This is a genomic window from Phenylobacterium hankyongense, from assembly GCF_003254505.1.
Classification (GTDB): domain Bacteria; phylum Pseudomonadota; class Alphaproteobacteria; order Caulobacterales; family Caulobacteraceae; genus Phenylobacterium; species Phenylobacterium hankyongense.
In genome coordinates this window covers 3,718,459-3,732,349 of record NZ_QFYP01000001.1, presented here as the reverse complement: position 1 = coordinate 3,732,349, position 13,891 = coordinate 3,718,459, and the positions used below count along the sequence as shown (strand labels likewise).

General features: G+C 71.5%; 12 protein-coding genes. 1 reads left to right on the top strand and 11 read right to left on the bottom strand.

The window, feature by feature from the left end:
- Nucleotide 1: 1 nt before the first annotated feature.
- Nucleotides 2-1,366, top strand: coding sequence for a PleD family two-component system response regulator (locus DJ021_RS17900; RefSeq protein ID WP_111458828.1), 1,365 nt, complete (start codon nt 2-4; stop codon nt 1,364-1,366).
- Between the two features lie 58 nt (nt 1,367-1,424).
- Here DJ021_RS17900 and rpmG read toward each other — a convergent pair whose 3' ends face one another.
- From rpmG to DJ021_RS17845, 11 genes are all read right to left on the bottom strand, one after another.
- Complete coding sequence (rpmG, locus tag DJ021_RS17895) at nt 1,425-1,592, bottom strand: 50S ribosomal protein L33 (RefSeq protein ID WP_111458827.1); 168 nt, start codon at nt 1,590-1,592, stop codon at nt 1,425-1,427.
- 98 nt (nt 1,593-1,690) lie between these two features.
- Nucleotides 1,691-2,554 carry an SDR family NAD(P)-dependent oxidoreductase gene (locus DJ021_RS17890; protein ID WP_111458826.1) on the bottom strand — a complete coding sequence of 288 codons (864 nt, stop codon included), beginning with the start codon at nt 2,552-2,554 and terminating at the stop codon, nt 1,691-1,693.
- Nucleotides 2,555-2,642: 88 nt separating this feature from the next.
- Entirely contained in the window at nt 2,643-3,353 is a 711-nt protein-coding gene (locus DJ021_RS17885) for an NUDIX hydrolase (RefSeq protein ID WP_111458825.1), read from the bottom strand.
- Nucleotides 3,354-3,408: 55 nt separating this feature from the next.
- A complete protein-coding gene (gene rnr / locus DJ021_RS17880; RefSeq protein ID WP_111458824.1) occupies nt 3,409-5,736 on the bottom strand; it encodes a ribonuclease R in 2,328 nt (775 codons plus the stop codon).
- 32 nt (nt 5,737-5,768) lie between these two features.
- Nucleotides 5,769-6,578, bottom strand: a complete 810-nt coding sequence (locus DJ021_RS17875) for an alpha/beta fold hydrolase (RefSeq protein WP_111458823.1) — start codon at nt 6,576-6,578, stop codon at nt 5,769-5,771.
- Nucleotides 6,579-6,613: 35 nt separating this feature from the next.
- Nucleotides 6,614-9,259, bottom strand: a complete 2,646-nt coding sequence (gene topA / locus DJ021_RS17870) for a type I DNA topoisomerase (RefSeq protein ID WP_111458822.1) — start codon at nt 9,257-9,259, stop codon at nt 6,614-6,616.
- Nucleotides 9,260-9,475: 216 nt separating this feature from the next.
- Nucleotides 9,476-9,739: a hypothetical protein gene (locus tag DJ021_RS17865; protein WP_111458821.1), complete on the bottom strand. Its 264-nt coding sequence runs from the start codon at nt 9,737-9,739 to the stop codon at nt 9,476-9,478.
- Nucleotides 9,740-9,831: 92 nt separating this feature from the next.
- Nucleotides 9,832-10,926: a DNA-processing protein DprA gene (gene dprA / locus DJ021_RS17860; protein ID WP_111458820.1), complete on the bottom strand. Its 1,095-nt coding sequence runs from the start codon at nt 10,924-10,926 to the stop codon at nt 9,832-9,834.
- On the bottom strand, nt 10,923-11,573 hold the full coding sequence (plsY, locus tag DJ021_RS17855) for a glycerol-3-phosphate 1-O-acyltransferase PlsY (RefSeq protein ID WP_111458819.1): 651 nt from the start codon (nt 11,571-11,573) through the stop codon (nt 10,923-10,925). The genes dprA and plsY overlap by 4 nt, the downstream gene beginning before the upstream one ends.
- A 42-nt stretch (nt 11,574-11,615) precedes the next feature.
- Nucleotides 11,616-12,905: a dihydroorotase gene (gene pyrC, locus DJ021_RS17850; protein ID WP_111458818.1), complete on the bottom strand. Its 1,290-nt coding sequence runs from the start codon at nt 12,903-12,905 to the stop codon at nt 11,616-11,618.
- A complete protein-coding gene (locus DJ021_RS17845) occupies nt 12,905-13,882 on the bottom strand; it encodes an aspartate carbamoyltransferase catalytic subunit (RefSeq protein WP_111458817.1) in 978 nt (325 codons plus the stop codon). The genes pyrC and DJ021_RS17845 overlap by 1 nt, the downstream gene beginning before the upstream one ends.
- Nucleotides 13,883-13,891 lie beyond the last annotated feature (9 nt).

Here is a 13,891-nt window from a genome sequence, read left to right as displayed (position 1 = left end):
CATGTCCGCCCGGATCCTCGTCGTCGACGACATCGAGGCCAACGTCCGGCTGCTCGAAGCCAAGCTCTCGGCGGAATACTACGAAGTCCTGGTGGCCTATGACGGCCCCACCGCGCTCGCCATGGCCGCGGCCGACAAGCCGGACATCGTGCTTCTCGACGTGATGATGCCGGGCATGGACGGCTTCTCCGTCTGCCGCCGGCTGAAGGACGATCCCGAGACCCGCCACGTGCCGGTGGTGCTGGTCACCGCCCTGGACGGCCGCGCCGACCGGGTGGCGGGGCTGGAGGCCGGGGCCGACGACTTCCTGACCAAGCCCATCGACGACGTGATGCTGTTCGCGCGGGTGCGCAGCCTGACCCGGCTGAAGGCGGTGATCGACGAACTGCGCGAGCGGGAAGCCTCCGGCCGCCGGATGGGGGTGATCGCCGGCGCCGCCTCGCGGATGGGCGGCTCGGGCGGGCGGATCCTGATCGTCGACGACAACCAGCGCCAGGCCGAGCGGGTCTGCGCCGAGCTGTCCATCGAGCACCGGCCGATCGTCGAGACCGAGCCGGAGAAGGCGCTGATGGCCGCCCGCGGGCCCGTCGACCTGATCATCTTCAACGCCGCGGCCAAGGGCTTCGACGGCCTGCGCTTCGCCGCCCAGATCCGCTCCGACGAGGCCACCCGCAGCCTGCCGCTGCTGGCCATCGTCGACTTCGACGAGCGCACGCGGCTGGTGAAGGCGCTGGAGATCGGGGTCAACGACATCCTGGCGAGGCCGATCGATCCGGGCGAGCTCTCCGCCCGCGCCAAGACCCAGATCCGCCGTAAGCGCTACACCGACTACCTGCGCAACAACCTCGACCACTCCCTGGAGCTGGCGGTCACCGACCAGCTCACCGGCCTGCACAACCGCCGCTACATGACCGGCCAGCTCGAAGCCCTGCTGCAGCGCGCCGCCCAGGGCGGCGAGCCGGTGGCGGTGATGGCCATCGACATCGACCACTTCAAGAAGATCAACGACAGCTTCGGCCACGACGTCGGCGACGAGGTGCTGCGCGAGTTCGCCGTGCGCCTGGCGTCCAACGTCCGCGCCATCGACCTGCCGGTGCGCCACGGCGGCGAGGAATTCGTGGTGGTGATGCCCGACACCGACCTGGAAGACGCCCACCGGATCGCCGAGCGCATCCGCCTGCACGTCGCCGGCTCGCCGTTCCGGGTGATGGGCGGCCAGGAGCTGCTCACCGTGACCATCTCCATCGGCGTGGCGTCCAGCCTGCCGGAGGAGGCCCGCTCCGAGCCGCTGCTGAAGCGCGCGGACGAGGCGATGTACGAGGCCAAGTCCAAGGGCCGCAACCGGGTCGTCGCCCGCGCCGCCTGACACGAAAAAGCCCGGCGCAAGGCCGGGCTTTTCCTTCGATGGTCGTAGCGTCTCGAAGCTACTTGATCTTGCCTTCGCGGAACTCGACGTGCTTGCGCACGACCGGGTCGTACTTCTTCATGACCAGCTTGTCGGTCTTGGTGCGGGCGTTCTTCTTGGTGACGTAGAAGAAGCCGGTGTCCGCCGACGAGTTCAGGCGGATCTTGATTGAGGCGGGCTTCGCCATGGCAGGTCCTTGGGCGGGGCAGGCGGAAGGACCGCCAGCGGGTGTTCATAAAGAGCCGCGGAAAATACGAATCCGCAGCCCAAAGTCAATGGCGGCCGCTAGCGGGCCATGAAGGCCTCGAACTCGGCCTTGTAGTCGGGGTGCCAGCGGGAGAGCGCCGGGCGGTTCTTGATGACGTCCTCCGCGGCCCACTGCATCCGCCGCTCGTCGGTGGCGCGGTCGACGTCGTTGTCGGGGCACAGGATGTAGAAGTCGTCGCGCGCCAGCCTCTCCAGCATGAAGTCGACCACCTCCTGGGCGGTCCAGGCGGCGGCCGGCTTCTCGGCGCGGCCGGTGATGCCGGTGAAGGTGAAGCCGGGGATCAGCAGGTGGGCGCTGACCCGGTGGCCGGGGGTGTTGCGCAGCTCATGCGCCATGGCCTCGGTGTAGGCCTTCAGGGCGGCCTTGGAGACGTTGTAGGCGGCGTTGCCGGGCGGGGTGGTGATCCCCTGCTTGGAGCCGGTGTTGATCACCAGCCGCGGGGTGTCGTCGGCGGTCATCAGGGGCAGGAAGGCCTGCACCCCGTGCGCCACGCCCCAGAAGTTGATGTCGATCAGCCGCCGCCAGCCGGGCAGGTCCTCGGCGACGCCGCCGGGGTTGGCCCCGGTCCCGGCGTTGTTCATCAGCACGGTCGGCGTCCCGAACGCGGCGACGGCGCGGTCGCGCAGCTGCTCGACGTCCTCGAAGCGCGCGACGTCGGTGGCGACCGCCAGCACGTCGTCCGGACGGGCCGCGGCCTGCGCCACCGCGGCGGCCGCGGCGTCGAGGTTGGCGCCGCCGAGGTCGGCCAGGACGACCTTCAGTCCGGCGCGGGCGAAGGTGGTCGCGGCCGCGAGGCCGATGCCGCTGGCGGCTCCGGTGATGACGGCGCTGCCGCCGGGCGCGAGGGCGGGCAGGCGGGCAAGGTCGGGGCGGTCGGACATGCGGCGGTTTCCCTCTGCCGGTGGCTTGAGGCGCGGCATATATGCAGCCGTTCAGGAGCTCGCCAGACGGCGACGCCTGATGACCCCCTTATAGGTGCGCTGGCCGCATGGCGCCTTGCCGGAAGCGCAGGAACGGCTTCGGGCGGGCGGCGTCCTCCAGCCGCGCCACCGCCTCCTTGATCATCGCCCGGGTGACCGCGGGGAGTGGAAGGGCCAGGGCGTCGTCGAATTCCACCCAGGCGACCTCCTCCAGCTCGCCGCAGTCCGGTCGCCGCTCCAGGCTCATCAGCCGCTCGGCCTCGGCCATCAGGAACCAGGTGTCGAAGCGCTTGCCGACCATCGGCGGGGTGATGGCGCGCGCGACGACGTCCAGCGCCTCCAGGTCGGGCAGGGCGCCCTGCGCCAGGAACTCGCGCCAGGGGCCGGCGGCCGGGCGCGGCTCGGCGGACTTGGCGAGCAGCAGGCCGGCCTCCTCGAAGGTCTCGCGGATCGCCGCCAGCGCCAGCGCCCGCCCGCGGCCGGGCTTCAGGTGGGCGTTGAAGGTGGCGGCGACGTCCGGCTTCAGCTCCGTGGCGTGCGGCGCGCGGAAGTCGGCCCGGTCGATGCGGCCGCCGGGGAAGACCCACAGATTGGGCATGAAGTTGTGCCCGCCATGCCGCTTGCCCATCAGCACCCGCGGCCTGGGGCCGTCGCGGCGGACGATGATCAGGGTGGCGGCGTCGCGCGGGCGGACGGCGCGCGCTCCGGGGATGCGCGGCGGGCCCTCGGGCTTGCGGGCCACGGCTTCGAGTTCGGACATGAAACAACTGTATGACCCGCCGCCCCGGCGCGGAAGGGCGCCGTGACGGAAGGTCCTAGCGCCGCTTCTTGCCGCCCATCTTCTGCTTGCGGCCGGTGCGGATGCCGGGCGGACGCCCGCCGCCGCCGCCGGCGCCGCCGCTAGCGCCGCCGGGCCGACGGTCGTTGCGGGCGCGCATGCCGAGTCGCGGGCGCGGCGCGGTCTTGTCGGCCGGCGCGGGCTCGCTCAGCATCTCGAACAGCAGGCCGCCGGTGATCGGCGTGGCTTCGGTGAGCTTGACCTCCACCTGCATGCCCAGCGGCCACCGCGCGCCGGTGCGCTCGCCGACCAGGGCGTGGGCCTTGTCGTCGTGGATGAAGTACTCGCCGCCCAGCTTCGACACCGGCACCAGGCCGTCGGCGCCGGTTTCCGCCAGCCGCACGAACAGGCCGAAGCGGGTGACGCCGGTGATCCGGCCGGGGAAGGTCGCGCCCACCCGGTCGGCCAGGAAGGCGGCGACGTAGCGGTCGGTGGCGTCGCGCTCGGCGGCCATCGCCCGGCGCTCGGCGTAGGTGATCCGCTCGGCGGTGTCCTTCAGCTGGACGATGTCGTGGTCGGTGAGCCCGTCCTGGCCGAGCCCCAGGGCGCGGACCAGCGCCCGGTGGACGATCAGATCGGCGTAGCGGCGGATCGGCGAGGTGAAGTGGGCGTACTTGGCCAGGTTCAGGCCGAAGTGGCCGATGTTGTCGGTGGAATAGACCGCCTGCATCTGGCTGCGCAGCACCACCTCGTTGACGATGTCGCCGTGCGGGGTGTCGCGCACCTGGTCGAGCAGCCGGTTGAAGCGGCCGGTGGTGGGCGCCTCGCCCTTCGACCAGTTGATCTCCAGCGTCTGCAGGAAGTCGACCAGCGACTGGACCTTCTCCTGGCTGGGGGTGTCGTGGATCCGGTAGATCAGCGGCGTGCGCTTGGCCTCCAGCGTCTCGGCGGCCGAGACGTTGGCCTGGATCATCATCTCCTCGATCAGCTTGTGGGCCTCGAGCGAGGGCCGCGGCTGGATGGAGGCCACCTCGCCCTGGGGATCGATGACGATCCGTCGCTCCAGGCTCTCGATGGCCAGCGGCGAGCGGACGTCGCGGCCCTTCTTCAGCACCGCATAGGCCGCCCACAGCGGCTTGATGATGCTGTCGACCAGCGGCTGGGTCTTGTCGTCGGGCTGGCCCTCGCTGGCGGCCTGCGCCTGCTCGTAGGAGAGCTTGGCGGCCGAGCGCATCAGGCCGCGCACGAAGCGGTGGGAGGTCTTGCGGCCCGCGGCGCTGAACACCATCCGCACCGCCATGCAGGCGCGGTTCTCGCCCTCCCTGAGGCTGCACAGGCCGTTGGAGAGCCGCTCCGGCAGCATCGGCTCCACACGGTCGGGGAAGTAGACGCTGTTGCCCTTGTCGCGGGCTTCGCGATCCAGGGCGGTGTCGGAACGGACGTAGGCGGCCACGTCGGCGATGGCGACCCAGACGATCCAACCGCCGGGGTTCTTCGGGTCGGCGTCGGGCTCGGCGAACACCGCGTCGTCGTGGTCGCGGGCGTCGGCCGGGTCGATGGTGATGAAGGGGACGTCGCGCAGGTCCTCGCGGCCGGACAGGGTCGGCGGCTGCGCGGCCTCCGCCTCGGCCTCGGCGGCCGCCGAGAAGCCTGTGGGGATGCCGTGGGCGTGGATGGCGATCAGCGAGGCGGCGCGGGGCTCGTCCTCGCGGCCGACCACCTCCAGCAGCTTGCCGCGCTTGGGGCCGTAGCGGGTGGCGGCCGCGCCCACCTGGGCGATCACCAGGTCGCCGTCGCGCAACTCCTGCGCCTCCGGATCGGTGAGCAGCAGGCTGTCCTTGGTGCGGCGGTCCACCGGCTCGACGCGCACCTCGCGGCGTGACTTGCGGACCACGCCCAGCAGCCGGTGGGCGCTCTGGCCCAGGGTCTTGATCAGGCGCGCCTCGTACTCGCCGCTCTCCAGCTTCACGAACCGCACCAGCACCCGGTCGCCGAGGCCCGGCGCTGCGCCCGCCGCGGCGTCGCGGGCCGGCGCCAGGGGCACCAGCGGCGCGTCCTCGCCCTTGGTCAGCTTGACCAGCAGGTCGCCGTCCGGATCGCGCTCCACCACGTCGGCGACGCCGACCTCGGGCAGGGCGCCGGCCTCCGCGAAGCCCCGGCGTCCCCGGCGGCCGAGCGCGCCTTCGTCCTCCAGCGTCTTCAACATCTCGCGCAACGCGCGGCGATCGGCGCCCTTCAGCCCGAAGGCGCGGGCCATGCCGGCCTTGTCGGCCTCGCCGGTCTCCTTGAGGTATTTCAGCAGGGTGTCGCGGTCGGGCAGGCCTTGCGGCACGCGGGTCTTCGAGGGGCGGGGAGGTCGGGCCATGAGCGCTGCTTAGCACTTTTGAACGCGCCGGCTCAGCCCCGGTTCGTCTCCAGCAGGAAGGCCGCCATGGCCGGCGCGGCCGTGCGGTCCTGGATCATGAACAGGTGGCCGCCTTCGAAGATCTGCAGCCGCGCGCCGGGGATGCGGGCGGCCAGCTTCTCCTGGGTGGCGACCGGCGCGATGCCGTCATGGCGGCCGGCGGCGATCATCACCGGGCAGCGGACCTGAGGCAGCCGGTCCCAGGTGTCGTGGGCGGCGCGGGCTTCCAGCTGGCGGTGCGCGCCGGCCGCGTGTCCCGGCTCGTCGGCGAAGGGGTCGGCGGAGCCTAGGGCGACCAGCTGCTCGTACTGATCGGGATGGTCGGCGGCCCAGGCGTCGTCGCGCCGGACGTCGCCGATGGGGATCAGGTAGCGGGCGCGGGCCGCGCCCTTCAGGTGCTCGATCTCGTGGAAGGGGAAGGAGGCGCCGCCCTCGCCGCCGGGGGAGGTGCAGGCCAGCACCAGCCGCCGCACCCGCTGCGGATGCCGCAGGACCAGCTCCTGGGCCACCATGCCGCCGAACGAGACGCCGATCACCAGCGCCTCGTCCCAGCCCTGCGCGGCCATCAGCGCGGCGGCGTCGTCGGCATAGTCGGCCATGGAATAGGTGACGTCGGGCTTGTCGGACTGGCCGAGGCCGCGCTGGTCGTAGGCCAGGAGGTCGAACGACCTCGCCAGCGGCCCGTCGAAGACGTTGGGCTTGTTGCGCAGGTCGCCGCCGGTGCCGGAGATGAACAGCAGCGGCGGGCCCGAGCCGGCGCGCTCGAAGTAGAGGTCGATACCGTTCACCTGCGCAACGGGCACTCGAACGCTCCCCACATCGCTTGCCGAGGCGCGGTTCAGACCTCCTCGGCGACCTTCTTCTTCGCCGCGGGCTTCTTGGCCGCCGGCTTCTTCTTGGCCGGAGCCTTCTTGGCAGGAGCCTTCTTGGCCGCCGCAGCCTTGGGCTCGGCCTTGGCCTTGGCCTTGGCGGCGCGGGCCGGCTTCTTCTTGCCGCTGCCGCCCTTGGCCTCTCGTTCGGCCAGCAGGGTCACCGCCTGTTCCAGGGTCATCGCCTGGGGGTCGGAGCCGCGCGGCACGTTGGCGTTGGTGGAGCCGTGCTTGATGTACGGCCCGTAGCGGCCGGACAGCACGCGCACCGGCGCGCCGTCGGTCGGATGGACGCCCAGGTCCTTCAGAGCCGCGGCCTCGCCCCGGCCGTTCGCCCGGCCGGCCCGCTTTTCGGCGATCAGCGAGACGGCGCGGTTGACGCCGACCTCGAACACCTCGTCGGCGCCCGACAGATTGGCGTAGGTGCCGTTGTGCAGGACGAAGGGGCCGAACTTGCCGATGCCGGCCAGGATCGGCTGGCTGTCCTCGGGGTGCAGGCCGACCTCGCGCGGCAGGCGCAGCAGGCGCAGGCCCTTCTCCAGGTCCATGTCCGGCGCCGACCAGCCCTTGGGCAGGCTGGAGCGCTTGGGCTTCTCGCCTTCGCCGAGCTGGACGTAGGGGCCGAAGCGGCCAGCCTTTAGGTACACGGTCTGGCCGGTGTCAGGATCGACCCCGAGCTCGCGGTCGCCCGACGGCTTGTCGCCATCCTCAGCCTGCCCGATCGGACGGGTGTAGCGGCATTCCGGATAGTTCGAGCAGCCGACGAAGGGCCCGAACCGGCTGGTCTTCATGCTCAGGTGGCCGGAGCCGCAGGTCGGGCAGGTCCGCGGATCGGAGCCGTCGGCCTTCTGCGGATAGAGGAAGGGGGCCAGTGCGGCGTCCAGGCCGTCGAGGACCTCCCGCGTGCTGACGTTGAGGATCTCCTCCGTCTTGGGATGGAAATCCTTCCAGAACTCGCGCAGCAGCACCTTCCAGTCGAGGTCGCCGGCCGAGACCTGGTCCAGCTTCTCTTCCAGGTCGGCGGTGAAGTCGTATTCGACGTAGCGGAGGAAGAACTCCTCGAGGAATACGGTGACCAGGCGGCCCTTGTCCTCCGGGATGAACCGGTTCTTGTCCATCCGCACGTATTCGCGGTCGCGCAGCACGGTCAGCACCGAGGCGTAGGTGGACGGCCGGCCGATGCCGAGCTCTTCCATCTTCTTGACCAGGCTGGCTTCGGAGTAGCGCGGCGGCGGTTCGGTGAAGTGCTGGTCGGCCTTGGCGGCGATCACCCGGGCGTCGGCCCCGTCGTTGACCTGCGGCAGGCGGCCGCCTTCCTCGTCATCCGGATCGTCGCGGCCTTCCTCATAGACGGCGAGATAGCCGTCGAACAGCACCACCTGGCCGGTGGCCCGCAGGCCGGTGCGGCCGTCGGCGCTGTCGAGGTCGATGGTCGTCCGCTCGATGCGGGCCGATTCCATCTGCGAGGCGATCATCCGCTTCCAGACCAGCTCGTAGAGCCGGCCGAGGTCGCCCTCCAGCCGCATCTTGCCGGGATTGCGGGCCAGGCTGGTGGGGCGGATGGCTTCGTGGGCCTCCTGGGCGTTCTTGGCCTTGGTGGAGTAGATCCGCGCCTTCTCCGGCACGTATTCGCGGCCATAGATGCCGGCGATCACGCCGCGCGCCTCGTCGAGGGCTTCCGGGGCGGTCTGCACGCCGTCGGTCCGCATGTAGGTGATCAGGCCGACGGTCTCGCCGCCGATGTCGACGCCCTCGTAGAGCCGCTGGGCGGCCTGCATGGTGCGCTGGGCGGAGAAGCCGAGCTTGCGCGAGGCCTCCTGCTGCAGGGTCGAGGTGGTGAACGGCGGCGGCGGCGAGCGGCGGCCGGGCTTCTTCTCGACCGCCGAGACCTTGAAGCTGGCGGCCTTGACCGCGTCGCGGGCGGCGAAGGCGGCCGTCTCGTTTCCGAGGTCGAACTTGGTGAGTCGCTTGCCGTCGTGCTTCACCAGGCGGGCGGTGAACGGGTCGCCCCCGGCGGAGACGTCGCCCTCGACGGTCCAGTATTCCTGGGTGCGGAACTTTTCGATCTCGATCTCGCGGTCGACCACGAGGCGCAGCGCCACCGACTGCACGCGGCCGGCCGAGCGCGAGCCCGGCAGCTTGCGCCACAGCACCGGCGAGAGGGTGAAGCCCACCAGGTAGTCCAGCGCGCGGCGGGCCAGGTAGGCGTCCACCAGCTCCATGTCGATGTCGCGCGGGTTCTTCATGGCCTCGGTGACCGCGGCCTTGGTGATGGCGTTGAACACCACCCGCTGCACGGTCGCGCCCTTCACGGCCTTCTTCTTCTGCAGCACCTCCAGGACGTGCCAGGAGATGGCTTCCCCTTCGCGGTCGGGGTCGGTGGCCAGAATCAGGTGGTCGGCGCCCTTCATGGCGTCGGCGATGTCGTTGAGGCGCTTGGCGGCCTTGGCGTCCACCTCCCACGACATGGCGAAGTCGTCGTCCGGGCGGACCGAGCCGTCCTTGGCCGGCAGGTCGCGGACGTGACCGTAGGACGCCAGGACTTTGTAGTCCGAGCCCAGGTACTTGTTGATGGTCTTGGCCTTGGCCGGACTCTCGACGACGACGACGTTCATGCAGGGATGATCTGAGATTCCGCGGGACGAACCCGGTTCAAAAGAGGCCGGAAAGTGGGGGTGGCCCCTAGGCCCTGTCAACGCCCCTTGGAGGCGCAGGTCGCGGAGCCCCTTAGGGGCTCTTTTTGCGGACGTCGCCGTCGGCCGCGTCGGTCAAGGTCGGAATGCGGGCGAAACCAGCGCCGCGGCTAGGCGGCGCTGGCTCAACCGGTGGGGCTACTGCGGGCGCGCCGGGCGGGCCGGAGCCTTGGCCATGGCCTCCGTGCAGGGGGCGCTCAGCTTGGCGGCGTTGTCGTGCAGGCACATCATCAGCTCGCGCCTCTCCTTGCCGTCGCAGAGGGTCTTCGCGTCGGCCGCGCAGGCCTTCGTCATCGCTTCGCGCGCAGCCTGCATTTCCGGCGTCATGCCGCCGCCGCCCTGGGCGTAGGCGGCGCTGGCGGCCGCGAGGGCGGCGAGGACGATCAGCGGGGTCAGTTTCATTGTCGAGTCTCCGGGTTGCGTTTCCGATCGCGACATTGGCTGAGCTTGCTGTCAGGCGTATTTCCGAGCTGAGAGGTCCGGTCACAGACGGCTCACGCCGTCGAGACCATCCCGCCCGGCAGCAGCTCGCAGCGGTCCGCCAGCGACAGCTCCACCAGGGCGGCGAACACCAGAGGGGCCGGCGCGCCGGTGGCGCGGGCGATCTCGTCGCGGGAGACCGGGGTCGGCGACAGCAGCGCGGCGACGCGCTCGCGGAGCGCGTCGTCGGGGTCGAGCGGCCCGGCGCCGGCGAACAGGTCGCGATCCGGTTCGCGGAAGCCGCGCAGGCCCTCGATGGCCCGCAGGACGTCCTCGGCGCCTTCGCAGAGCGCTGCGCCCTGGCGGATCAGGTCGTTGGTCCCCCTGGCGCGGGGATCGAGCGGTGAGCCGGGCACCGCCAGCACCTCGCGCCCCTGCTCGGCGGCCAGGCGGGCGGTGATCAGCGAGCCGGACCGCAGCTCGGCCTCCACCACCACGACGGCGCGCGACAGGCCGGAGATGATCCGGTTGCGGCGCGGGAAGTCGCGGGCCGTCGCCGTGCGGCCCGGCTCGCTCTCCGACACCACGCAGCCGGCCTCGACGATGCGGGCGTAGAGGCCGGCGTGTTCGGCCGGGTAGATGTCGTCCACCCCGCCGCCGAGCACCGCGACCGTGCCGGTGGGCAGGGCGCCCTCATGCGCCGCGCCGTCGATGCCGCGGGCCAGGCCCGAGACGATCACCTGGCCGCCCTGGCCGAGCTCGGCGGCGAGGCCGCGGGCGAAGCGCTGGCCGGCCGCCGAGGCCACCCGAGCGCCGACGACCGCTACGCACGACCCGTTGAGGATCTCGATGCGGCCGCGGGCCCAGATCAGCGGCGGCGGCGGGTCGAGCGCGGCCAGCGCCTGCGGAAACGCCGGCTCGCAGGACGCCAGCAGCCGCGCGCCCAGCGCCGCGCCGTCGGCCAGCTCCTTGTCGACCTCGGCCTCGGTGGGGACCTTCAGCCCGCCCATCCGGCCGCCGCGCCGGGCAAGGTCGGGGAGGGCGGCCAGCGCCTTGCCGGCGCTTCCGAACCGGCCGACCAGCTGGGCGAAGGTGACCGGGCCGACGTTCTCGGTGCGCGCCAGCCGCAGCCAGTCGCGCCGCTCGGCGTCCGTCAGGGCGCGACTCACGCCGTGGCGTCCTCGGCTTTCCTGGCGCCGCCGATGCGCGGCTCCTCGTTCTTGATCAGGCGGCGGATGTTGGGGATGTGGCGGATGTAGATCAGCACCGCCATGAACAGCGCCAGCTCGGCGATCGGCATCGGTCGGCCGAACAGCAGCGCGAAGAGGATGGCCAGCAGGGCGGAGGTCAGCGCCGCCAGCGACGAGATTCGGAACACCGCGGCCACGAGGATCCAGCTCGCCCCGGCCGCCAGCCCCACGGGCCAGGCCGCCGCCAGCAGCGTCCCGAAGAAGGTCGCCACGCCCTTGCCGCCCTTGAACCCCAGCCAGACCGGGAACAGGTGGCCCAGGAAGGCCGCGCCGCCGGCCAGGGCGGTGAGCACGGCCTGGGTGTGGGGGACGGCGTGGCGGGTGGCCAGCCAGGCGACCAGCACGGCCAGCGCCCCCTTGCCGCCGTCGCCCAGCAGGGTCAGCACCGCCAGGCCCCGCTTGCCGCTGCGCAGGACGTTGGTCGCCCCGATGTTGCCGGAGCCGATGGCCCGCGGGTCGCCGGCCCCCGCCGCCCGCATGACGAGCACCCCGAACGGGATCGACCCCAGCAGGTAGCCGCCGATGACGGCTGCGGCGATCAGAACAGGATTAAGCTCTGTAAACATGGATCCCCCTGCCGCGATTGGTAGCGCCGCAGGGCTCCGGCGTCACGCCCGATAGACGACGCGCCCGTCCACCAGGGTCTGCAGCACCTTGCCTTGCAACCGCCGCCCGTCGAAGGGCGAGTTCTTGGACTTCGACACCAGCTTGTCGGCGTCGATCACCAGGGGGGCGTTGAGGTCGCAGAGCACCAGGTCGGCCGGCGCGCGCTTGGCGAGCCGCCCGGCCGGCAGGCCCAGCAGGTCGGCGGGGGCGCAGGTCACCGCGCGGATCAGGTCGATCAGCGGGATACGCTCCTCGTGGTGGAAGGCCAGCAGGGCGGGCAGCAGGGTCTGCAGCCCGACGGCGCCGGGGGCGGCCTCGTCGTAGGGCAGCCGCTTGTCCTCGGCCGGCGCGGGGGCGTGGGCGGAGACCACGATCTGGATGAGGCCCGAGGCCACGGCCTCGATCACCGCCTGGCGGTCGTCCTCGCTGCGCAGCGGCGGGTCCAGCTTGCAGAAGGTGCGGTAGTCGCCGATGTCGATCTCGTTGAACGACAGGTGGTTGATCGAGGTGGTGGCGACCACCGGCAGGCCGCGGTCGCGGGCGCGCTTGAAGCTCTCGATGGCCGCGGCGGTGGTCAGCTGGTCGACCAGCAGGCGCGCGCCGGTCAGCTCGACCAGCGCCAGGTCGCGCTCCAGCATGATCTTCTCGGCGATGGCCGGCACGCTGGGCAGGCCCATGCGCGAAGCGAACTCGCCCGAGGTGGCCGCCGCGCCGGCCGACAGCCAGGGATCGGCCGGGCGGTGGGCGACCAGCACGCCGAACGCCTTGGCGTAGGACAGCACCCGCTGCATGACCTTGGAATTGACGATCGGCCGGTCGGCGTCGGTGACGTAGAGGCAGCCGGCCTCGTGCATCAGGCCGATCTCGGCCATCCGCTCGCCCAGGGCCCCCTTGGTGGCGGCCCCGGCCGGGTAGACGTTGACCAGCTCGATGTCGCGCGCCCGGCGCAGGATGAAGTCGACCACCGAGGGCTCGTCGACCACCGGGTGGGTGTCCGGCTGCACGACGATGGAGGTGACCCCACCGGCCGCCGCCGCCAGGGCCGCGGACTTCAGCGTCTCCTTGGTCTCGGTGCCCGGCTCGCCGGTCTTGACGCGGATGTCCACCAGGCCCGGCAGCAGCAGGGCGCCGCGGCCGTCGACCACCTCGATGTCGGGCGACAGGGCGCCCAGGTCGCCGCCGCGCGCCACGTCGGCGATAACCCCTTCGGTGACGATCAGGGCGCCGGGTCCCTCGTAGCTGCTGGCGGGGTCGACGAGGCGCACGTTGGTGAAGGCGAGGGGGCGGGTCATCAGGCGTTGTCCAGCCGGGCGGCCAGGGCGGTCAGCACCGCCATGCGGGCGGCCACGCCCATCTCCACCTGGTCCTGGATCAGGCTGACGGAGAGGTCGTCGGCGACGTCGGAATCGATCTCCACCCCACGGTTCATCGGGCCGGGGTGCATGACCTTGGCGTTGGGGGCGGCGTAGGCCAGCTTCTCGCGGTCGAGGCCGAAGAAGCGGAAATACTCGCGCTGCGACGGCGCCATCACCCCGTCCATCCGCTCCAGCTGCAGGCGCAGCATCATCACCACGTCGCAGCCGGCGATGCCCTTGCGCATGTCGTGGTGGACGGCCGCGCCCCAGCGGTCGGCCTGGGATGGGATTAGCGTCGGCGGACCCACCAGCCGCACCTCCGCGCCCAGCATCTGCAAGAGCGCGACGTTGGAGCGGGCGACGCGGCTGTGCAGTATGTCCCCGCAGATGGCGACGCTCAGGCCGGCGATCCGGCCGAAGGCGCGGCGCATGGAGAGCGCGTCGAGCAGGGCCTGGGTCGGGTGCTCGTGCTGGCCGTCGCCGGCGTTGACCACCGAGCAGGTGACCTTCTGCGACAGCAGGGACGCCGCCCCCGACGACGAGTGCCGCACCACCAGCAGGTCCGGCTGCATGGCGTTCAGCGTCACCGCGGTGTCGATCAGGGTCTCGCCCTTGGAGATCGACGAGGAGCGGGGGCTCATGTTGACCACGTCGGCGCCCAGCCGCTTGCCGGCCAGCTCGAACGAGCTCTGGGTCCGCGTCGAGTTCTCGAAGAACAGGTTCATCAGCGTCCTGCCCTTGAGCAGGTCGAGCTTCTTCGAGGTCTGGCGGTTGAGGGCCACGAATCCGTCGGCGAGATCGAGGAGGTTCGAAACCTCCACCTCGTTGAGGTCGGTGACCGACAGGAAGTGGCGTTTGGGAAACGAGAAGGTCCGTTGCAGGACCTCGTTCAGACCGGGCGGGGTCGTATCCATCAAAGCGCG